Consider the following 21261-nt stretch of genomic DNA (forward strand, 5'->3'; position numbering starts at 1 on the left):
GGTGTCCGCTGATTCCCTGGTTGCTCCGGGGCCCGATCCGGACGACAAAGCCATTGAAGCCGCGCTGCGTCCCAAGAACCTGGACGACTTCGTGGGGCAGAAGCGCGTGCGTGAGCAGCTGTCGCTGGTACTCGAAGCGTCACGGCTGCGCGGCCGCAGCGCCGACCATGTCCTGCTGTCCGGTCCGCCCGGACTGGGCAAGACCACCCTGTCCATGATCATTGCCGCGGAAATGAACGCACCGCTGCGGATCAGTTCCGGGCCGGCCATCCAGCATGCCGGCGACCTCGCAGCCATCCTGTCTTCCCTGACCGAGGGCGAGGTGCTGTTCCTGGACGAAATCCACCGCATGTCCCGCCCGGCCGAGGAAATGCTCTACATGGCCATGGAGGATTTCCGCGTCGACATCATCGTCGGCAAGGGAGCCGGTGCCACGGCCATTCCGCTGGACCTGCCGCCGTTCACCCTGGTGGGAGCCACCACCCGCGCCGGCCTGCTGCCCGGTCCGCTGCGGGACCGTTTCGGATTCACCGGCCACCTGGAGTTCTATTCGACGGATGAACTGGAACTGGTACTGCGCCGCTCGGCCATGCTGATGGATATGAAGGTCAACTCCGCAGGCTTCGCCGAGGTTGCCGGACGCTCGCGCGGCACTCCCCGAATTGCGAACCGGCTGTTGCGCCGCGTCCGCGACTGGGCGCTGGTGCACGGTATCGAGCAGATTGATGCCCGCTCGGCCGGGGCCGCGCTGGATATGTACGAGGTGGATGTGCTCGGCCTTGACCGGTTGGACCGCGCCGTGCTGACCGCGCTGGTCACCAAGTTCAACGGGGGACCGGTGGGACTTTCCACGCTGGCAATCGCCGTCGGCGAGGAACCGGAGACCGTGGAGACGGTGGCTGAACCGTACCTGGTCCGTGAAGGCCTGCTCGGCAGGACTCCGCGGGGCCGCATTGCGACCCGGGCCGCGTGGGAGCATCTGGGCCTCCAGATGCCCGAGCACGTGGCCGCTGCCATGCCGCAGAACATGTTTTCCGGCCCGGGTACCAACACCTCGTCCGCGGCAGTCGACGAGAGCGTGCCGGAAACTTAACAGTCCGCTCCCACGTTTTCCGTTTAGACTGGCCCTTGGGCACGGTCCCGGCACAATGCCCGGACCCCGCCTGACCCTTCCCCAACAGAAACAGGAACCATCCACGTGAATCCCGCTGATCTCTTTCTCCCTCTTCTGCTGGCGGTCTTCGTCATCATGATGTTCCGCAAGCAGAAGAAGTCACAGCAGACGGTTGCCCAGCAGCGGTCCCAGATGCTTCCGGGTACCGAGGTCATGACCCAGTTCGGGCTTTTCGGCCGGATCGTTTCCGTGGACCAGGAAGAAAACAAGGCGGTGCTGGAGCTTTCCCCCGGCAACACCGCCACGGTGCACCTCCAGGCACTGACCAAGGTCGTCACCGTTCCCGCCGAAGAAACACCGGCCGATGACGCCGCCGCGGTCCCCGATGACGCCTCTTCCCTCACGCTCGGCAAGGACACCTCCGAGCGCCAGGACGCCGTGCAGGACGAGACACCTGAAGAAACACTCAAGCGCCTGAACCGCGACGACAAAAAAGAGAACTAGACTCTCCACGAGCCAAGCGGGGCATCGGTGCCCCGCTTGCCGCCCGGAGACCATGACGGTCCCGGTGATCTTCGCCCTTAAGGAAAATTCCCTATGCCCCGTACCGGCCCCGGCTCGGCCGCGAAAAAGACGCTCCTCTGGTTGGGCGTCATTTTTGCTGCCTTGGCCCTTTTGCTTGGCGGTGGTTCCATGTGGAGCAACGCCAGCTGGACCCCGAAACTCGCCCTCGACCTTGAGGGCGGCACCCAGATGATCCTTGCTCCCGAGGTGCAGGGCGGTGACTCCGAAATCACGACCGAGCAGCTCGACCAGGCCGTGGAGATCATCCGCCAGCGCGTGGACGGCAGCGGCGTCTCCGAAGCGGAGATCAGCACGCAGTCCAACCGCAACGTCGTGGTGTCGCTGCCTGGTGTCCCCGATCCCGAGACCCGCGAGCTGATCCAGGCTTCCGCGAACATGGAGTTCCGCCCGGTCCTGGCCGGCGGCGGGGGACAGGGTGCAGCAGTAACGGATCCCACTCCCGCGGAACAGCTGCCTACCCCGTCGGCGGAACCCACCGATGCTTCGGACACCAACTGGATTTCACCGGAACTGCAGACGCAGTTCGAAACCACTGACTGCCTGAACCCGGATACCATCGCAAACGCGGAGCAGGCGCCGGCCGACCAGCCCATGGTCGCCTGCGAGCCCGGCACCGCCGGCAAATACATCCTGGGCCCGGTCGAAGTTCCCGGCGTGGACATTTCCACGGCCAGCTTCGGCATGGCACAGGGCAACAACGGTGTTTCCACCAACCAGTGGGCCGTGAACATCGAGTTCAACGGCGAGGGCACCGACAAATTCCGTTCGGTTACCGAGCGTCTCTTCGCCTTCCCCCAGGGCGACCCGCGGAACCAGTTCGCCATCGTCCTCGACGGGCAGATCATTTCCGCGCCGACCGTCAACGCGGTCATCACCGACGGCAAGCCCCAGATCACCGGCAACTTCACCCAGGAAAGCTCCGAAGCGCTCTCCGAGCAGCTGAAATACGGCGCCCTGCCGATCAGCTTCGAGATCCAGAGCGAACAGCAGGTCTCGGCAACCCTTGGCTCCGACCAGCTGAAGATGGGTATCATCGCCGGCCTGATCGGCCTGGCCCTGGTAGCCGTCTACTCGCTGTTCCAGTACCGCGCCCTGGGCTTCGTGACCATCGCCTCGCTCGTCGTGGCCGGTCTGCTGTCCTACCTGGCCATCGCCATCCTGGGCTGGAGCCACAACTACCGGCTCTCGCTGGCAGGCGTGGCCGGCCTGATCGTCGCCATCGGGCAGACTGCGGACTCGTTCATCGTGTACTTCGAACGTATCCGTGACGAGCTCCGCGACGGCCGCGGGCTGGTGTCCGCGGTGGACAACGGGTGGAAGCGCGCCAAGCGCACCGTCCTGGCCTCCAAGGCCGTGAACATCCTCGCCGCCGTCGTCCTGTACTTCGTGGCAGTGGGCAACGTGCGGGGATTTGCGTTCACCCTGGGCCTCACCGCCATTGCGGACCTCATTGTGGTCTTTATGTTCACGCACCCCACCATGGTGCTTCTGGCCCGCACCAAGTTCTTCGGCGACGGCCACCGCTTCTCGGGCCTCGATCCGAGCAAGCTGGGCGCCGTACCGCTGTACCGCGGTGCCGGACGCCTGCGGAATCCCTCCGATGTTCCTGCTGCGCGCGGCAAGAACAAGGGAGCGGCCAAGGAAGCCGAACGACGGATGACCATCGCCGAACGGCGGCTTGCCGAAAAGCAGGAATCAATGGCCGGTAGCGGCCGCAGCTCCGAGAAGGACGGCGAGTAATGAGTAAGCTCCCCAGTTTCGCCGCATTCGGCAACGACCTTTACACGGGAAAGCGGTCCTACAACTTCGTTGGCAAGGCAAAGCTGTGGTTCATCATCGCAGCGGCAGCCGTGCTGCTTTCGATCGCCATACCGGTAGCCAAGGGCGGATTCAACCTCGGCATCGAGTTCCGCGGCGGCTCCGAATTCACCGTCTCCAACGTCAGCAACACCGACGTCAGCGGCGGCGAGAAGGCCGTGGCCGAGGTTGCCGGGACAGCCGACCCGAAGGTCACCAACATCGCCCCGGGCACCATGCGGATCCAGACGGAGAAGCTGAGCGATGACCAGACCATCGAGGTCAAGGAATCGCTGGCGGATACCTACGGCGTAAGCCAGGACGAGGTCACCTCCACCTTCATCGGTCCCACCTGGGGCAGCGACGTCAGCCGGCAGGCCCTCGTGGGCCTCGTCGTCTTCGTGGCACTGGCCGCGGTGCTGATGGCCTTGTACTTCCGGACTTGGAAGATGTCGGTTGCCGCCGTCGTCGGGCTGCTGGTGGTTATGGTGGTCACCGCGGGCGTCTACGCCCTGAGCGGTTTTGAAGTCACGCCGTCGGCCATCATCGGTTTCCTTACCGTGCTCAGCTACTCGCTCTATGACACCGTGGTGGTGTTCGACAAGGTCCGGGAAAACACCAAGGACCTGGACAAGCGCACCAAGCGGACCTTCGCGGAAGAAGTGAACCTGGCCGTGAACCAGACCCTGGTGCGGTCCATCAACACTTCCGTGGTGGCAGTCCTCCCGGTGGCCTCCATCCTGTTCATCGGTGCGCTGCTGCTGGGCGCCGGAACCCTGAAGGACCTGTCCCTGGCATTGTTCGTGGGCATCATCCTGGGCACCATCGCGACCATCTATATTGCAGCGCCGCTGTACGCGTGGCTGCGCCGGAATGAACCGGACATCCGCAAGCAGGCCAAGCGGGTGGCCGAGCGCCGTGCAAGCGAAGCCAAGGGCTCGACGGCGGTCAGCGCCTAAGGGGTAAATCCCGCTCCGACCATCCGGTTCCGTACTCCATGCCAAGTGAGTACGGAACCGGCGGTTTAAGTGCGGTGCGGGCAGGCTTAGACTGGTTGACAGGGCTGCGTAAAGCGCGGCCGCCAAAACGTTTTGACCACCTGCTTTTGAGAGCACGGAAGAAAGGTCGTCAGTGGCCAACAGTGCAACGCCTGCCGATGAGGCAGGAAACAGCGGCACCGCGGGAATCGACCCGGGGCAGAAGAGCACCGCAGCGCGCGAAGCTGCGGCATTGGATGCTGCCGCAAGCACCACTGACGCCCTGCTTCCTGTACCCGGCCCGGCTTCCGCTCCGGCGAAAGTCGGCAGCGGCGCAGGCCGTGCGCCGTCGACCGGCCGCCGTGCCTCCACGCGTGCACGGCTCGCCCGGCTGGCAGGCCGGGGCAACCCCGGCTACTCGCCGATGCTGGAACCGCTGCTGCGCACGGTCCGGGTCAACAACCCCAAGGAAGACCTGGAGCTGATCCAGCGCGCCTATGTGGTTGCCGAGCGCAGCCACGAGGGCCAGAAGCGCAAGAGCGGGGATCCGTACATCACGCATCCGGTGGCGGTGGCGACCATCCTGGCGGAGCTGGGCATGACCGGCACCACCCTCGCCGCGGCGCTGCTGCATGACACCGTGGAGGACACCAGTTACACGCTGGACGAGCTGCGGAGCGAGTTCGGCCCCGAGGTAGCCATGCTCGTGGACGGTGTCACGAAGCTGGACAAGGTCACTTTCGGCGATGCGGCGCAGTCCGAGACCGTGCGGAAAATGGTCGTTGCCATGGCCAAGGACATCCGAGTCCTGGTCATCAAGCTCGCGGACCGGCTGCACAACGCCCGCACCTGGCGGTTTGTGTCACCGGAATCGTCCGCCAAGAAGGCGCGCGAAACCCTGGAAATCTTCGCCCCGCTGGCCCACCGGCTGGGCATGAACACCATCAAGTGGGAGCTGGAGGATCTTTCCTTCGCCGCGCTGCACCCCAAGGTGTATGACGAAATCGTGCGGATGGTGGGGGACCGGACGCCGGAACGGGAAAAGTACCTGGGCACCGTGCGGTCGCAGATCGCCGATGACCTGCATGCGGTCAAGATCAAGGCCACCATCACCGGCCGGCCGAAGCACTATTACTCGATCTACCAGAAGATGATCGTGCGGGGCAAAGACTTCGACGACATCCATGACCTGATGGGCGTGCGCGTCCTGGTGGACTCCGTCCGCGACTGCTACGCGACCCTCGGTGCCCTGCATTCGCGGTGGAACCCCCTGCCCGGGCGGTTCAAGGACTACATCGCGATGCCGAAGTTCAACATGTACCAGTCGCTGCACACCACGGTGATCGGCCCCGGGGGCAAGCCCGTGGAAATCCAGATCCGCACGCACGACATGCACCGCCGCGCCGAATACGGCGTGGCCGCGCACTGGAAGTACAAGGACGGAAATAAGGGCCCCGAAGCCCCTGACGACATGGGCTGGCTGCGCAGCCTGGTGGACTGGCAGCAGGAAACCTCGGATCCCGATGAGTTCCTGGATTCGCTGCGGTTCGAGATCAATGCGCGCGAAGTCTTCGTCTTTACGCCCAAGGGCGAGGTCATGGCGCTTCCGGCCGGGTCGACGCCGGTGGACTTCGCCTACGCCGTCCACACCGAGGTGGGACACCGGACCATCGGTGCACGCGTCAACGGGAAACTCGTGCCGCTCAACAGCGAACTGCAGCACGGCGACTGGGTGGAGATCTTCACCTCCAAGGCCGAGGGCGCCGGCCCCAGCCAGGACTGGCAGGGCTTCGTCAAGAGCCCGCGCGCCCGGAACAAGATCCGGCAGTGGTTCACCAAGGAACGCCGCGAAGAGGCAATCGAAAAGGGCAAGGACCTGCTCACCCGCGGCATGCGCAAGCAGAACCTGCCGCTGCAGCGCCTGATGACGCATGATGCGCTGGTGGCGGTGGCCGAAGAACTGCACCACCAGGACATTTCCGCGCTGTACGCCGCGGTGGGCGACGGCCATACCTCCGCCCAGAACGTCATTGAGCACCTGGTCAACCTGATGGGCGGGCACCAGGGCGCCGAGGAGGACCTGGCCGAAACGCCGGTGGCCACCGCGGCCCGCCGTCCCAAGTTCTCCGATTCCGGCGTCACCGTGCGCGGTACCGGCGATGTGTGGGTCAAACTTGCCCGCTGCTGCACCCCTGTTCCGCCGGATCCGATCATCGGATTTGTGACCCGCGGCTCGGGTGTTTCGGTACACCGCAGCGACTGCCGGAACGTGCAGGAACTGCGCGCCACACCGGACCGCATTGTCCCGGTGGAATGGGCACCCACCCAGTCCAGCGTCTTCCTGGTCGAGATCCAGGTGGAGGCGCTGGACCGCAAGAGCCTGCTGTCGGATGTGACGCGGGTCCTCTCGGAGAACCACGTGAATATCCTCTCCGCCAGCGTCAACACCTCCAGCGACCGCGTGGCGATGTCGAAGTTCGTGTTCGAGATGGGGGACCCGAAGTACCTGAACCACATCCTCAGCGCGGTCCGCAAGATCGACGGCGTATTCGACGTCTACCGCACCACCGGGTCGCAGCGGCGGGTCTAGTTCCCGCGGTCCGCTAACGGATCGGCTCGGCGGCGGCAGCCGCAACACGGTCCAGTGCCGCCGCTTTGCCCGGTATCCGGTTTCCGGCTTCCAGGGCACGCTGCACGAGGTCCAGCCGGCAGTTCAGGGCCGGGAGCGCGGCCAGGCGCCGCAGGGTGGAAACCGCTTCTGCGGTGCCGGCATAGAGGGCGACGTCGACGGCGGTCCGCAGCGGTGAGGTAACGGACACCGTTCCTACGTCCGCACGGTCGGCAGGGCCCAGCAGGACCTCGTGGAGGACTGCGGTGCTGAAGGGCTGCAGGGCACCGGTGCGGCTGCGGCGGTCCGCCAGGACATCGAGGCGGGACGGCCGCGGAGCGCAGCCGTAGATCCAGGCAGCGGTCATTCTCCCCATGGTCAGCCGGCGGCGCAGCTGCACGGGCAGCTCGGCCGACGCCGCGAGGGCACGGACCACCGGGTCCGGCCGGACATCCCAGCGTACAAAGGTTCCCGCGTACACATGGCGGAGCAGCCCGTCCATCGCCATGGCCTGGAGTTCCTCGTGCCGGAACACGTCCCCGGCGGTGAACAGCGCTCCGCCCGTGGAAGTGATCTGCGGGAGGGCACCGGGGTAGGGAAAGAGCTGCGCAGGCATGCACACCAGCATGTGCAGCCTGCGGGCAAAGCGAAAGCCCCGACCCGGCCGTTGTGGATAACGGGAGGGGCGGGGCTTGCGCCGTGGACGGGCTACAGGGCCTAGGCGAAGTCCTGCGCGGACTTCTGCAGCATTGCCAGCCACTGCTGACGGGCTTCGAGGGCCTCGCGGGCGTCCGCGATCTTTTTCGCGTTGCCGGCCTTCTCGGCGTCGGCCAGGTCCTGTTCGAGGGACGCGATGGTCGCCTCCAGCTGGGACAGGGCAGAGTTGGTGCGTGCCTTGGTCTCGGGGTTGCTCCGCTGCCAGTGCTCGTCTTCGGCAGCCTTCACGGCTTCCTCGACCTTGCGGATGCCGGTTTCCATGCGTCCCATATCCGCGCGGGGTACCTTGCCGGCGTCTTCCCAGCGTTCACGGATCGACTGGAGGGCCTTGCGGGCCGAGTTCAGGTCCGTGATCGGCAGCAGGGCCTGTGCTTCCCTCAGCAGCTCTTCCTTGACCACCAGGTTCGCGGCGAATTCCTCGTCGATAACCTCGTTCGCTGCCTGGCGGGCGGCGAAGAACTTATCCTGCGCCGCACGGAAGCGGGCCCACAGGGCATCGTCGTCCTTGCGGCTGGCGCGCTTGGAGGCCTTCCACTCATCCATGAGCTGCCGGTATTCGGCGGCGGTGTTGCCCCAGTCCGTGGACGTGGCCAGTTCCTCGGCGCGGGCAATGAGAGCCTCCTTCGCAGCCTTGGCGGACGAGTTTTCACTGTCCAGCTGGGAGAAGTAGGCGCGGCGGTGGCGGTCGAAGACCGTGCGGGCGGAGCGGAACCGCTTCCACAGGGTGTCCTCCGTGCTGCGGCCCAGACGCGGGCCGTTCTTCTGCGCGGTCTTCCACGCATCGAACAGCTCGTTCATCCGGTTGCTGCTGGTCTTCCACTGAATCGTGGCCGGGTCCTTGGCTGCGATCTCCTCCGCCTCGGCAACAATGGCTTCACGGGCGGCAAGCTCACGCGCCTTGGCGGCCTCAGCCTCGGCACGCTCGGCGGCCTCGGCTTCCTTCAGCGAGGTTTCGAGCGCTTCGATGCGGGCATCAAGCGCCTTGATGTCGCCCACCATCTTGCGCTCGGCCACCTGCTGGGCAAGGTGCTTCAGGGTCTTGTGGATGTCCGCAGCCGGAGCCTTGACCTGCACCCGCTGCTCAAGAAGCAGGAGCTGGCTGGCGACGTCGTCGTACTTGCGCACGAAGTAGGCCAGTGCTTCTTCCTTGGAGGCGTCGGGGAACTGGCCGACGGCGGATTCCTCGCCGTCCACGATCAGGAAGACATGGCCGTCCTCCTCGACCCGCGCGAAGCGGGCGGCTTCCTCCAGCGGGGTGGAGTGGGCCGCGGGGGCAGCCACCACCGGCTGGGCGGCCGCGCCGGGCCGGGAGCCTACGGCTGCGGGGGAGGGCCGTCGCGCCGCAAGTGCTGCGGGGCTCGGAGTGGCAGGCCGGGACGTCTCCGTAGTGGACGGGCCTGCTGTTTCGTCGGATTTCTGACTGTCTGTCACCGCTAAAAGTCTTTCACTCGATGGATGGCAGTTTGCGAAGCCCGCGCCGCCACTTAATTCAGGGTGAACGAGTTAATCGTCACCGGGTCTTTCGGGAAACCATCGGTCTCCCCGGAGGCTGTCCCCGAGGAAGCAATGGCCTCCAGTACGTCAAGACCTGACGTTACCTTACCCATTATCGTGTAGCCGCCGGTTTCCTGCGTTAGCGTCGAATCCTTGTAAACAATGAAGAACTGTGTGCCGTGGCTCATGACGTCCTCGCCGCGGGCGACGGCGATGGTGCCGGCGGGGTAGAAGCCGTCGGCGGGTGTGTTCTCCACCGGCCCCCACAGGAAGTCCTGGTCGGCTTTTCCGTCCCCGTTCGGCGAACCGCACTGGAGCACGGAGGTGGATTCGGTGGCGGTCAGGCGGTGGCAGTCCTTGCCGGTGAAGTAGCCCGCATCGGCAAGCGTTTTGAAAGAGGCAACTGCCTGCGGCGCGGCATTGCCGTCCAGTTCCACGCCGATCTCGCCCTGGCCCAGGGCCAGGGATCCGGTGAAGGTCTTGCCCTCGGCGACGGAGGGATCCGGAACGTCGGGCAGTTCGGCGACGTCGGCCTGGTCCCGCAGCAGCTCCAGGTCTTCCGCAGTGGGGTCGGAACTGAACCAGGCCACCTGCAGTGCAACGGCAAGGGCCAGGATAACGACGGCGGCGGATGCGGCGAAGAGATTGTCGCGCCTGCGCCGCTTGGCACGGGCAGCAGCGAAGGCCTTCCGTGCTTCCATCCGGGCCAGCCGGCGCCTGTCTTCACGGCTGGTGCGGTTTGCTGCCACCGTTGCCTCCTGTACTGGATCGTGGTCGGGATCGGGGATCGACGCCTGGGTTCGACGCGCGGGTCTGAAACGGGGGCTGCTTCCCAAGCGGCTAAAATGAGTGCCGCACATAGTTTATGCACGCGGTTGCGTGCACCGTGGCCGGGCGGGGTTCCGCCTGTGCCGTTTCGCCCACCTAAGGAGTTGCCACCATGGCACGCAAGGCCTCACTGTCCGGTTTCCCCGAATGGCTACCGCAGGAGCGCCTTGTTGAACTCCATGTCCTGGACGTACTGCGCCGCACCTTCGAACTGCACGGCTTCTCCAACATCGAAACCCGTGCCGTGGAGACGGTGGGCCAGCTGCTGCGCAAGGGCGAAATCGACAAGGAAGTTTACGCGCTCAGCCGGCTGCAGGCCGAAGAGGGCGAGGCGGCCGGCAAGGAAGATCCCAACCAGCTGGCCCTGCACTTCGACCTGACCGTGCCGTTTGCCCGCTACGTGGTGGAGAACGCCGGCCACCTTTCCTTCCCGTTCCGCCGCTACCAGATCCAGAAGGTCTGGCGCGGCGAGCGTCCGCAGGAAGGCCGCGCCCGCGAGTTCACGCAGGCCGACATCGATGTGGTGGGTGACGGAGAGCTGCCGTTCCGCTACGACGTCGAGCTGGCGCTGGTCATCGCCGAAGCCCTGGGCGCGCTGCCCATCCCCGAGTTCAAGATCCGGGTCAACAACCGCAAGCTGGCCGAAGGCTTCTACCGCGGGATCGGCCTGGAAGACACCGCCGGAGTGCTGCGCAGCATCGACAAGCTGGAGAAGATCGGCGCGCAGCGCGTAGCCGAGCTCCTGCAGGAAGAACTCGGTGCCACCCCCGAACAGGCCGAGGCTGCCCTGAAACTGGCCTCCATCCGCACGGAGGACACTTCGTTCGTGGAGCAGGTCCGGGCACTGGGCGTGTCCAACGAACTGCTGGACGAAGGCCTCGATGAACTGTTCCAGGTCATCAGCGAAGCCTCCCGCCGCGCTCCGGGCCGGGTCCTCGCGGACCTCAGCATTGCCCGCGGCCTGGACTACTACACCGGCACCGTCTACGAAACGGTCCTGGTTGGGCATGAAGCGCTCGGCTCCATCTGCTCCGGCGGACGCTACGATTCCCTGGCCAGCAAGGGCAACCGCACCTTCCCCGGCGTCGGACTCTCCATTGGCGTCACCCGGCTGGTCATGCGCATCCTCAGCCAGGAATTCGCGCAGGCTTCGCGCAGCGTTCCCACCACGGTGCTGCTGACCCTGGCCACCGACGAGTCCTGGTCCGAAGCCCAGGACACCGCCGCCCAGCTGCGCAGCCGCGGGATTTCAGTGGAAGTTGCCCCGAAGGCGGAGAAGTTCGGGAAGCAGATCAAGTTCGCAGACCGCCGGGGCATCCCGTTTGTCTGGTTCACCGCCGAAGACGGCAGCCACGAGGTCAAGGACATCCGGACCGGTGAGCAGGTGCCGGCGGATCCCGCGCTCTGGACCCCGCCGGCCGAGGACCTCACCGTGCAGGTAACCCCCGTTCAGGTGCCGTCCGCCTAGCGGCCCGGGCCGCCGCCGCGTTCCCGGAACGCGATGGCGGCCTGCACCCGGGAGGAGACTCCCAGCTTGGCCAGGACCCGGGAGACATGGGTCTTGACGGTGGTTTCGGCGATGCCCAGCCGGCGGGAAATCTGCTGGTTGGACAGTCCCTCGCCGATGCAGGCCAGGACGGCTTCCTCCCGTGCGGTCAGGGGCTCAGCCGCGATGTTCCCGGCAGCCATTGCCGCTGCGGGTGCCGTAACCGGTGACTGCACGAACGCGGAGATCAGCCTGCCGGTGACCTCCGGGGAGAGGACGCTGTCGCCGTCGGCCACGCTTTGCACCGCACGGACCAGTTCGGCAGGTTCCACCGATTTCAACAGGAAACCGGCGGCACCGGCCCGCAGTGCAGCGAAAACGTACTCGTCAATGTCGAAGGTGGTCAGCACCAGCACCGCGGACAGGCCCTCTCCGGTGATCTCGGCGGTGGCGGCAATTCCGTCCATTCCGGGCATGCGAAGGTCCATCAGTACGACGTCGGGCCGCAGGGCACGTGCCATGCGCACGGCTCCGGCTCCGTCGGCAGCCTCGCCGACGACCGTGAAGCCGCCGATGGACTCCAGGATCATGCGCAGGCCGCCGCGGATGGCCGAGTGGTCATCCGCCAGCAGCACGGTGGCGGCGGTCAAAGTGTCTCCTGGGGCTGGCGGGGGAGTACGCGGGGGAGCACGCGGGGGAGCAGGGAGGCTTCCACGGCGTCTTCTATGGGCAGGGCGGCTTCGACGAGCCAGACGGGTCGCAGATCCTGCCCAGGGGAACTACCTGCGACCCGTCCGGCAGAGAAAGTTCCGCCGAGCTGGGCTGCCCGCAGGTTCATGTTCCGCAGGCCCGAACCGTTTCCGGCGGCCGCGGAACTGCCGCCGCCGGATGCGGGGAGCGCATTGCTGATGCTCAGCTCCAGCCGCCTGTCCCGCAGTCGGACAGAGATGCTGACGGGGCAGCCGGGCGCGTGCCGGACCGCGTTGGCCAGCGATTCCTGCACGATCCGATAGACGCTGCTGCCTACCAGCACCGGCACCTCAACGTCCCCGGGCAGATCCAGTTCCACCGGGCTTCCGGCCAGCCGGGCGGACGCTGCCAGGGATTCCAGCTGGCCCAGGCCGCCTGCGGCTGCAGCGGCTTCCGCCTGCTCCCTGCCGTCCAACGGGCCGTCGGACTGGAGCAGGTCGATCATCGAGCGCATTTCCTGCAGGGCGGAGACGCTTTCCGCCCGGACCTGGGCCAGCACCCGGTGGTCCAGGGCAGCGTCGCGCGCCGCCAGCGCAGCGCCGGACTGGAGTGCTATGGCGGACAGATGCCCGGCAATCGCGTCGTGCAGTTCGCGTGCCATGGCGCCGCGCTCCGACGCCACCGCAACCCGGAGGCGAAGTTCAGCCAGCTGGGCGGTGCGTTCGGCCCGAAGGCGTTCTGTTTCCGCCCGCTGCCGTTCGCGTTCCGCCCGCTCGGTCTGGCGGCGCAGGGAGCCGGCCCACCACAGCGGAACAAGGCAGACGAAAACCGCCTGGAATAAACCGAAGAGCAGGTACGGCCACTCCCGGTACACCAGTCCTACGGAAACGGGAAGGACAACCATGCCGGTGACCGCCGCGCGCTGCACGCCGCGGCTCACCCGAGGCGAGCCAAAGAGGATCCCGGCGTACAGCACCTCGAACAGGAGCAGATAGGTGATGATCCCGCCGCCCAGCACTGCGCCGGCACAGGTTGCCGTTCCGGTGACGGCCAGCATCAGCGGAACATTCCGGCGGCGGAACAGCAGTCCCGCGCAACCCAGCACCAGGACGGGCACCCAGGCCCAGCCCGGTGCGCCCGGAATCGGCGGGAACAGGCCCGCAGCGTTCACCCCGAGGAGTTCCAGCACGGTACCGCCCACCAGGTAGCCGGCAGCCGTGGCGGCGCCGGAAGGCCAAATTCCGTTCCCGGCACGCTGGTCTGCGGTTTTTTGCATGGGTTCAGCCTAAATGAGCGGCGTTCGCCTGCCTCCCGGTGCAGCGCTATGTCCTCCAAAGGGATGACGGAAGGCACCCAACCGGTGGCACCTTTCGCCGACGACACCCGGTTCCCCGCACGGAAGGCTGGGGTTATGGACATCCTCGTGTATTTGATCATCGGCTCAGAGGTCGGCTTCTGGGTCCTGCTGGCGGCGGGCCTGGGCGCCCGCTACGTGCTTCACCGGCGCCGGCTGGGCATGGTGCTGCTCGCGTGCGTTCCCCTGCTCGACGTCGTGCTTTTGGCGGCATCCGCGGCTGACCTCGCGCTGGGCGGACGGGCCGAGTCCATTCACGGCCTTGCGGCGTTCTACCTCGGCTTCAGTGTTGCCTTCGGCCACAGCCTGATCCGGTGGGCGGATGTACGGGTTGCCCACCGGTTTGCCGGGGGACCGGCACCCGTGAAGCCGGCGAAGGGGACGCCGGAGTACCGGCGGTCGTTGTGGGCCGAATACGGACGCGTCCTGCTGGCCACCGGGATTACCGTCGCCGTCCTGCTGGCCATGATCACCATCGTGGCCGCACCCGGGCAAGCGGAGGTGCTGTGGGACTGGGTGAAGCGGGCCGGCCTGGTCGCAGGGATCTGGCTGCTGGCCGGCCCGGTGTACGGAATGTTTGAAACCGCTCCCCGGGAAAAGGCCGGCCGCAGCTAGCCGCATCCGTGGCGGTGCACGGCACAGGCCCCTAGGCTTTACCCATGCCCGTTGACCTGATTCGCACCCCGCCCTGCGCCGAACTCCACCTCCACATCGAGGGAACGCTGGAACCGGAGCTGATCTTCGAACTGGCCGCCCGCAACGGCCTCGACCTGCCCTACGACAGCCTCGAGGACCTCCGTGCGCGGTACCGGTTCACGGACCTGCAGTCCTTCCTGGACCTCTATTACTCCAATATGGATGTGCTGCGGACCGAGGCGGATTTCACCGACATGACCCGCGCCTACCTGCGCCGGGCCTCGGCGGCCGGGGTGCGGCATGTGGAGATGATGATGGATCCGCAGGCGCACCTTGTCCGCGGCGTCCCGCTGAGTGTGTCTGTGGGCGGCGTCTGGGCGGCTTTGGCCCGCAGCGAGGAAGAATTCGGGATCTCCACCGAGCTGATTGCCGCGTTCCTGCGCGACCACCCGGTGGCCGAAGCGCTGGAAGTGCTGGAGGAACTGCTGGCCATGGACGCGCCGATCATCGGGATCGGCCTGGACTCTGCGGAAGTAGGGAACCCGCCGTCGTCGTTCATAGACCTGTACCGGCGTGCCCGGGAGGCGGGGCTGCGGAGCGTAGCGCACGCGGGCGAGGAAGGCCCGTCCGCCTACATCGAGGAGGCACTGGACCTTCTTCAGGCAGACCGCATCGACCACGGGATCCGCTGCCTGGATGACCCGGACCTTGTGGACCGCCTGGTCCGGGAGAAAGTGCCGCTGACCGTCTGCCCGCTGTCCAACGTGCGGCTGCAGGCGGTGCCGGGGCTGGCAGAGCATCCCTTGCCGCGGATGCTCGAACACGGCCTGAATATTTCCGTGAACTCGGATGACCCGGCCTACTTTGACGGCTACGTGGATGACAATTTCCGGGCGGTGCAGGAAACCTTCGGGCTCAGCAGGGCGCAGCTTGCCCTATTGGCCGCCAACTCCATTGAAGCCTCGTTCGCGTCTGCCGGACGCCGCGCAGAGCTGCTGGGCGAAGTCCGTGCATGGGAGGCGGCCGGCGCCTAGGCGGGCCTAGAACGGCGGCGGGGTCCTGGGGGTCCGCGGCCGCCGGAAGCTCAACCGGACCACGAGCCCCGCTACGAGGATGATCAGGGTCAGGCTGATGGACACGGGCGGCAGGGCGAGGGCCAGCAGCAGCGCGCCCAAGGCGCCGGCCAGGTTCAGGACCCGGGGTGCGTAGCGCGTGCGGTCCTTCAGCGTGAAAGCACACACAGTGGTGATGGCCGCGTAGAACAGGAGGGCGAAGGACGCCATCCCCAGCAGGGCGTCCAGATCCCCCAGCACGACAAGCATCAGGACGACGGCGGCGGCCGCGGCTTCTGCAGCCCAAGGGGTCTGTCCGCGGCCGAAGCGGGATCCCCTGGACCAACCGAAGAAGGGGGGAAGGTCACGGTCGGCGGCCATGTCGGAGGCTGTCCGGCCTGCCGATTCCATCAGCGACCACAGTCCGCCCAGGGCGGCGGCGGCAACGGCAAGGATGACGGCCCCCGTACCCACGCCTGCGCCCACGCTCTCCAGCGGATCAAGCAGGGGAGCGGTCTCGGCGGACAGGGCAGCCGCACCGTAGTAGGCCAGCATTGAGGAACCCATGAACCAATACAGTGCGAAGGCCACGGCAATGGCAGCGGGGATCGCGATCGGCAGGTTGCGTGAGGGATTACGTACACCCGAACCCAGCGTGGCCAGCCGCGTGTACCCGGAGAAAAGGAAGAACAGCAGCCCGGCTGCCTGCAGCACACCCGAGGTGCTGGCCTCAATCTCCGCACCCACCCGCAGTGGCTGGTGAGGTGCCTCGTTGAAGAGCACCACCACGGTGAAGGCCAGGACGCTGAAGACAAAGGCCACTATGAAGCGGGTAACCCAGGAACCCCTGTTCACTCCCAGCAGGTTCACTGCGGCCATAACAACCACGGCCCCGGCCGCGCCGGCCTTGGGATGCTCAGGAAATACATAAGCGCCGAACGCGAGTGCCAGGACAGCCGAGGAAAGCAGCAGCGCCCAGACCAGGGTCCAGCCGGAAAGGAAACCACTGTATGGCCCCAGCAGGATCCTCGCGGCCGTGCGCGCCGTGGCGTCCCCGCCGCGGTCCTCGGGGAGCCGGCGTGAGACGGCCCTGCTGAGCTGGAAGGTGGAGAGCCCGCAGAGGAAGGCCACAACCGCGGCGATGCCGAGGCCCGCGCCCAGCGCCGGTCCTGCTGCAGCCGCAGCCGGAGCGAAGGCGACGAACGCGCCCGCACCGACGATGGAGCCTAGGCCGGCAGTGGTGGCATCAAAGCCGCCCAGGGGAACACGCGGCTGGGTAGTGCCGGACAACAGGCCGTCCAATCGGTAGGTACGTGGCGGGGTGGGGGTCGGTTCACCGGTAAACTCTCAAGTAGACCGTGTATTTACAATGGGCGGAAACAGTGGTTTCCGCAAGTTTTTCGAAAGGACAGCTGTGCTGCGCACTCATGCCCTTGGTTCCCTGAGGGCCGAGCATATTGGACAGACCGTTACTCTCGCAGGATGGGTCGCCCGACGGCGCGACCACGGCGGCGTCGCCTTCCTCGACCTCCGCGATGCCTCGGGTGTGGCGCAGGTTGTGGTGCGTGAAGAGGATGTCTTCCACGGGCTGCGCAACGAGTACGTCCTGCAGATCACCGGCACCGTGCAGAAGCGGCCCGAGGGTAACGAGAACCCGGCGCTGGCCACGGGCGAAGTAGAGGTGATCGCGGACGACGTCGTTATCCTGAACACCTCGGACCCGCTGCCCTTCCAGATCGACGAGCATGTGGAGGTCGGCGAGGAAGCCCGCCTGCGCCACCGTTACCTGGACCTGCGTCGCCCGGCGCCGGCCGCGGCCATGCGTCTGCGCTCGGAAGCCAACCGTGTTGCCCGCGAACTGCTGCACGACGAAGGCTTCGTGGAGATCGAAACCCCCACCCTGACGCGTTCCACCCCCGAGGGCGCCCGCGACTTCGTGGTTCCGGCACGCCTGGCCCCGGGTTCCTGGTATGCCCTGCCGCAGTCCCCGCAGCTGTTCAAGCAGCTGCTGCAGGTGGGCGGTTTCGAGAAGTACTACCAGATTGCCCGCTGCTACCGCGACGAGGATTTCCGCGCCGACCGCCAGCCGGAGTTCACGCAGCTGGACATTGAAGCCAGCTTCGTTGAAGAAGACGACATCATCGCCCTGGGCGAGCAGATCGTGAAGTCGCTGTGGAAGCTGATCGGCGTCGAGATCAGCACCCCCATCCCGCGGATGACCTACGCGGATGCCATGGCCCGCTACGGTTCCGACAAGCCGGACCTGCGTTTCGGCCTGGAGCTCACCGAGCTCACCGAATTCTTCAAGGACACCACCTTCCGCGTCTTCCAGGCTCCCTACGTGGGCGCCGTGGTGATGCCGGGCGGCGCCTCCCAGGCACGCCGCACCCTTGATGCCTGGCAGGAATGGGCCAAGCAGCGCGGAGCGAAGGGCCTGGCTTACGTGCTGATCCAGGAAGACGGCACGCTGACCGGTCCGGTCGCTAAGAACCTGACCGACTTCGAGCGGGAGAACCTCGCCGAAAAGGTGGGTGCCAAGCCGGGTGACTGCATCTTCTTCGGTGCCGGCGAAAAGAGCGAGGCGCGTGCCCTGCTCGGTGCCGCGCGCGTGGAGATCGGCCACCGCACCGGCCTGATCGACCCCAAGGACTGGGCTTTCGTCTGGGTTGTCGACGCGCCGATGTTCGAGCCGGCGTCGGCCGCTGTTGCCGCCGGTGACGTGGCCGTGGGCGGCGGCGCCTGGACGGCCGTGCACCACGCCTTCACCTCGCCCAAGCCCGAATTCATGGATACCTTCGACACGGATCCCGAGTCGGCAGTGGCCTACGCCTACGACATTGTCTGCAACGGCAACGAAATCGGCGGCGGTTCCATCCGTATCCACCAGCGCGACGTGCAGGAACGTGTCTTCAAGGTCATGGGCCTTTCACAGGAAGACGCCCAGGAGAAGTTCGGGTTCCTGCTTGAAGGCTTCAAGTACGGCGCACCGCCCCACGGCGGCATCGCGTTCGGGTGGGACCGCGTGGTGGCCCTGCTGGCCGGCACCGATTCCATCCGCGACGTCATCGCCTTCCCGAAGTCCGGCGGCGGCTACGACCCGCTGACGCAGGCTCCGGCACCGATCACGCCGCAGCAGCGCAAGGAAGCCGGCGTGGACTTCAAGCCTGAGGCGAAGAAGGACAAGGAAGCAGCCGCGAAGGAAGCATAGCTCTCCGCCGCAGGCACGGTACCCGGTCGCAGCATGCGGCCGGGTACCGTGCTTTAACCGCGTTTTGGACATGCCCGTTTCCGCTGGACAGTCCGGCACCGGCACCCGATAGTGTTTGGGCATGAGAGATCGCTGGTTCAAGCAGGTGGACGTATTCGGCACCAAGCCCTATCTGGGCAACCCGGTGGCCGTGGTGTTGGACGCAGACGGCGTTTCCGACGCCGCCATGGCCTCCTTTGCCCGGTGGACGAACCTGTCGGAGACGACGTTCGTGCTGCCGCCCACGCAGGACGGCGCCGACTACAGGGTGCGCATCTTCACGCCCGGGGGAGAGATCCCCTTCGCCGGACACCCCACCCTGGGCACCTGCCATGCGTGGCTCGAAGCCGGCAACATTCCGCACTACCCCGGCGTCGTAATATCCGAATGCGAAGTGGGACTGGTGACCCTGCACGCCTCGGCCGGGATGGCTGCGTTCGGTGCACCGCCGCTGATCCGCGCGGGCGAGTTGGAGGAAGCCGTGCTGAAGCAGGCCGTGGAGGCCCTCGGGATCAGCCGGGACCAGGTTTCCGCCTCGAACTGGATCGACAACGGGCCCGGCTGGCTGGGCCTGCTCCTGAAGGATGCCGAAACCGTGCTGTCCCTGACGCCGGATCCGGCAGCTATGGGATCCCTGGCCGTGGGGGTTATCGGCCCGCAGCCCGACGGCGGCGAAACGGACTTCGAAGTCCGCGCCTTTGCGCCCGGGCACGGGGTGCCGGAGGATCCCGTCACCGGCAGCCTCAACGCCGGACTGGCACAGTGGCTGATCGGAGCCGGCCTGGCGCCGGAGCGCTACACCGTCACGCAGGGCACCGTGCTGGAGCGTTCCGGGCTGGTGCGGATCTTTACCCGGGACCGGAAAATCTGGGTCGGCGGGGAAACGGTCACCTGCATCGACGGCACCGTAAAGCTGTAGCCGCGGGCATGTTTACTCTGGGGTCCCTTCCGCACGCCGTCGTCGGCGCACCCATGGCCGGCGGGCCGTCCACTCCGGCGCTGGCCGCGGCGGTCAGCAACGCCGGCGGCCTGGGGTTCCTGGCCGCCGGCTATCGAAGCCCGGAGGCGCTGGCGGAGGAAATAACCGCGGCCCGGGCACTGACCAGGCGGCCGTTCGGAGTAAACCTCTTCGTGCCGGACGCCGCGAACACCGGCGGTTCCGGAACGTCCCGGCAGGTCGCTGCCGCCCTTGCCTACCGGGAGCAGCTCACCCGGGACTATCCGCCGGAGCTGCTGCCGCTGCCGGATCCGGAGGACGACGACGGCTGGGACGCCAAACTCGAAGCAGTCCTCCGCCTGCAGGTACCGGTGGTGTCCTTTACCTTCGGCCTGCCCGGCAGGGACGTTATTGCTGCGCTCCGGGACGCAGGCACCGCCGTTGCCGTCACCGTGACCACCGCAGCGGAAGCGGAACTCGCCGTTGCGGCCGGCGCACGGATGCTGTGCCTGCAGGGGCCGGAGGCGGGCGGCCACCGCGGCACGTTCGACGCCGCGGCGGAGCCGGCCGCGCAGCCGTTGGTCGACCTGGTACGTGCGGTCCGGGACACCTTCAGCTCAGCCCGGGTCGAACTCATTGCCGCCGGAGGAATCAGCACCGCTGCACAGGTGCGGACCCTGCGGGCCGCCGGCGCGGACGCCGTGCAGATCGGCACCGCGCTGCTGTTGAGCCCGGAGGCCGGGACCAGTCCCGTGCACCGAGCGGCACTGCAGGATCCGCAGTTTGCACAGACCGCACTGACCCGGGCCTTTTCCGGCCGCACCGCACGGGGACTGGCCAATCGTTTTATGGCCGGGCACCCCGACGCTCCCGCCGCGTACCCGCTGGTCAACCAGATCACCAAGGGGCTTCGGGCGCAGGCGGTGGCCGCGGGGGACCCGCACGGCACCAGCCTCTGGGCCGGAACCGGTTACCGGTCGGCACTGCCGGAACCGGCCGCCGCCGTGGTCGCGCGATTGGGTGGGCGCATTAACCGTTCCTAGGGCAGGCTGATCCGGACGAACACCGACGCCGCATTGCGGGCCGCCTGCGCCAGCACCGCAGCTTTCGGATCTGCGACGTCCAGCGGGCGCAGCCGGGGCAGGCCGGCCCAGCGCGCAAACTCCCGCCGTCCAGCCACCTGCTCGGCCAGCATCCGGTCGCCGCCGAAGACGAGGTACTCCGGGGTTGCACCGCCGAATACGGCCGCTGCCTGCTCCGCGGCGATGGTAGCCAACGCGTCGGCTGCGTTGGCCCGGCGGCTGTTGGGTGAGCCCGTTTTCGAGCCCAGCAGGCGGCCTTCCCTGGCAACGCCCACGGCATATCCGCCGCGGCGGACCAGCACCAGCCCCAGGGTCCGGGCCTGCCCGGCCAGTGAGGCGAGGCGTTCGACGTCGTTGGTTCCCCGCCCGGGACGGCCGTCGGCAGGCCAGGGTCCGAGCAGTTCGGCCTCGGCCCCGGACGCCGCCCGGACCCGGATACCCTCGTTCACGGGCAGGAACTGAAGCGCCCCCTGGTTCGCCTCGAACCGTTCCAGCCAGCCGGCCAGCCGCTCTGCCGGAACATAGGTGGTGCGCGAGGCAGGCATGGCCGGGTCTGCTTTCAACGAAAAGAGGGGTGGACCTGCTCAGGTTACGGCACGAGTAGCCTTGAAGCGTGAATGGTTTGCCGGGGAATGATTTGTTCAGCGTAGACGGAGA

The 21261-nt window shown here is 66.9% G+C and carries 18 protein-coding genes; 11 read left to right on the forward strand and 7 right to left on the reverse strand.

Annotated elements, in window-relative coordinates; translation table 11 throughout:
- The first annotated feature begins 1 nt into the window (after nucleotide 1).
- The 5 genes from ruvB to NNX38_RS08285 all read left to right on the forward strand — a co-directional run bounded on the left by ruvB (nucleotide 2) and on the right by NNX38_RS08285 (nucleotide 7063).
- Entirely contained in the window at nucleotides 2-1093 is a 1092-nt protein-coding gene (gene ruvB / locus NNX38_RS08265) for a Holliday junction branch migration DNA helicase RuvB (protein ID WP_255797556.1), read from the forward strand.
- 105 nt (nucleotides 1094-1198) lie between these two features.
- On the forward strand, nucleotides 1199-1618 hold the full coding sequence (yajC, locus tag NNX38_RS08270; protein WP_255797557.1) for a preprotein translocase subunit YajC: 420 nt from the start codon (nucleotides 1199-1201) through the stop codon (nucleotides 1616-1618).
- A 93-nt stretch (nucleotides 1619-1711) separates the two neighbouring features.
- A complete protein-coding gene (gene secD / locus NNX38_RS08275) occupies nucleotides 1712-3439 on the forward strand; it encodes a protein translocase subunit SecD (protein ID WP_255797558.1) in 1728 nt (575 codons plus the stop codon).
- The gene (gene secF, locus NNX38_RS08280) at nucleotides 3439-4455 is read left to right on the forward strand and encodes a protein translocase subunit SecF (RefSeq protein WP_255797559.1); all 1017 of its coding nucleotides are present in this window, start codon (nucleotides 3439-3441) and stop codon (nucleotides 4453-4455) included. Before secD ends, secF begins: the two co-directional genes overlap by 1 nt.
- A gap of 442 nt (nucleotides 4456-4897) precedes the next feature.
- Nucleotides 4898-7063 carry a bifunctional (p)ppGpp synthetase/guanosine-3',5'-bis(diphosphate) 3'-pyrophosphohydrolase gene (locus NNX38_RS08285; RefSeq protein ID WP_255797626.1) on the forward strand — a complete coding sequence of 722 codons (2166 nt, stop codon included), beginning with the start codon at nucleotides 4898-4900 and terminating at the stop codon, nucleotides 7061-7063.
- Between the two features lie 13 nt (nucleotides 7064-7076).
- Here the strand turns inward: NNX38_RS08285 and NNX38_RS08290 are convergent, their stop codons facing one another.
- From NNX38_RS08290 to NNX38_RS08300, 3 genes are all read right to left on the reverse strand, one after another.
- Nucleotides 7077-7697 (reverse strand): type IV toxin-antitoxin system AbiEi family antitoxin, encoded by a 621-nt coding sequence (locus NNX38_RS08290; protein WP_255797560.1) that lies wholly within the window; start codon nucleotides 7695-7697, stop codon nucleotides 7077-7079.
- Between the two features lie 101 nt (nucleotides 7698-7798).
- The gene (locus NNX38_RS08295) at nucleotides 7799-9229 is read right to left on the reverse strand and encodes a DUF349 domain-containing protein (RefSeq protein ID WP_255797561.1); all 1431 of its coding nucleotides are present in this window, start codon (nucleotides 9227-9229) and stop codon (nucleotides 7799-7801) included.
- 53 nt (nucleotides 9230-9282) lie between these two features.
- Complete coding sequence (locus NNX38_RS08300) at nucleotides 9283-10041, reverse strand: peptidylprolyl isomerase (protein ID WP_255797562.1); 759 nt, start codon at nucleotides 10039-10041, stop codon at nucleotides 9283-9285.
- A 191-nt stretch (nucleotides 10042-10232) separates the two neighbouring features.
- Between NNX38_RS08300 and hisS the strand changes: the two genes are divergently transcribed.
- Nucleotides 10233-11588 (forward strand): histidine--tRNA ligase, encoded by a 1356-nt coding sequence (gene hisS / locus NNX38_RS08305; protein WP_255797563.1) that lies wholly within the window; start codon nucleotides 10233-10235, stop codon nucleotides 11586-11588.
- Here hisS and NNX38_RS08310 read toward each other — a convergent pair.
- Together NNX38_RS08310 and NNX38_RS08315 are read right to left on the reverse strand one after the other, a co-directional pair.
- On the reverse strand, nucleotides 11585-12196 hold the full coding sequence (locus NNX38_RS08310) for a response regulator (protein WP_370646399.1): 612 nt from the start codon (nucleotides 12194-12196) through the stop codon (nucleotides 11585-11587). The genes hisS and NNX38_RS08310 overlap by 4 nt on opposite strands.
- A 56-nt stretch (nucleotides 12197-12252) precedes the next feature.
- Entirely contained in the window at nucleotides 12253-13572 is a 1320-nt protein-coding gene (locus NNX38_RS08315; RefSeq protein WP_255797565.1) for a sensor histidine kinase, read from the reverse strand.
- Between the two features lie 135 nt (nucleotides 13573-13707).
- Between NNX38_RS08315 and NNX38_RS08320 the strand changes: the two genes are divergently transcribed.
- Together NNX38_RS08320 and NNX38_RS08325 are read left to right on the forward strand one after the other, a co-directional pair.
- Complete coding sequence (locus NNX38_RS08320; protein ID WP_255797566.1) at nucleotides 13708-14265, forward strand: hypothetical protein; 558 nt, start codon at nucleotides 13708-13710, stop codon at nucleotides 14263-14265.
- Nucleotides 14266-14309: 44 nt separating this feature from the next.
- Nucleotides 14310-15320 carry an adenosine deaminase gene (locus NNX38_RS08325; RefSeq protein ID WP_255797567.1) on the forward strand — a complete coding sequence of 337 codons (1011 nt, stop codon included), beginning with the start codon at nucleotides 14310-14312 and terminating at the stop codon, nucleotides 15318-15320.
- 6 nt (nucleotides 15321-15326) lie between these two features.
- Here NNX38_RS08325 and NNX38_RS08330 read toward each other — a convergent pair whose 3' ends face one another.
- Complete coding sequence (locus NNX38_RS08330; protein WP_255797568.1) at nucleotides 15327-16628, reverse strand: APC family permease; 1302 nt, start codon at nucleotides 16626-16628, stop codon at nucleotides 15327-15329.
- Between the two features lie 124 nt (nucleotides 16629-16752).
- Here NNX38_RS08330 and aspS point away from each other — a divergent pair, with 124 nt between their 5' ends.
- From aspS to NNX38_RS08345, 3 genes are all read left to right on the forward strand, one after another.
- Nucleotides 16753-18546: an aspartate--tRNA ligase gene (gene aspS / locus NNX38_RS08335; RefSeq protein ID WP_229951775.1), complete on the forward strand. Its 1794-nt coding sequence runs from the start codon at nucleotides 16753-16755 to the stop codon at nucleotides 18544-18546.
- 121 nt (nucleotides 18547-18667) lie between these two features.
- Nucleotides 18668-19504 carry a PhzF family phenazine biosynthesis protein gene (locus tag NNX38_RS08340; protein WP_255797569.1) on the forward strand — a complete coding sequence of 279 codons (837 nt, stop codon included), beginning with the start codon at nucleotides 18668-18670 and terminating at the stop codon, nucleotides 19502-19504.
- A gap of 8 nt (nucleotides 19505-19512) precedes the next feature.
- On the forward strand, nucleotides 19513-20565 hold the full coding sequence (locus tag NNX38_RS08345) for a nitronate monooxygenase (RefSeq protein WP_255797570.1): 1053 nt from the start codon (nucleotides 19513-19515) through the stop codon (nucleotides 20563-20565).
- On the opposite strand, the gene NNX38_RS08350 is transcribed toward NNX38_RS08345, so the two are convergent.
- Nucleotides 20562-21149 carry a Vms1/Ankzf1 family peptidyl-tRNA hydrolase gene (locus NNX38_RS08350; protein ID WP_255797571.1) on the reverse strand — a complete coding sequence of 196 codons (588 nt, stop codon included), beginning with the start codon at nucleotides 21147-21149 and terminating at the stop codon, nucleotides 20562-20564. The genes NNX38_RS08345 and NNX38_RS08350 overlap by 4 nt on opposite strands.
- Nucleotides 21150-21261 lie beyond the last annotated feature (112 nt).

It is taken from the genome of Arthrobacter sp. zg-Y238, assembly GCF_024385525.1.
Classification (GTDB): domain Bacteria; phylum Actinomycetota; class Actinomycetes; order Actinomycetales; family Micrococcaceae; genus Arthrobacter_B; species Arthrobacter_B jinronghuae.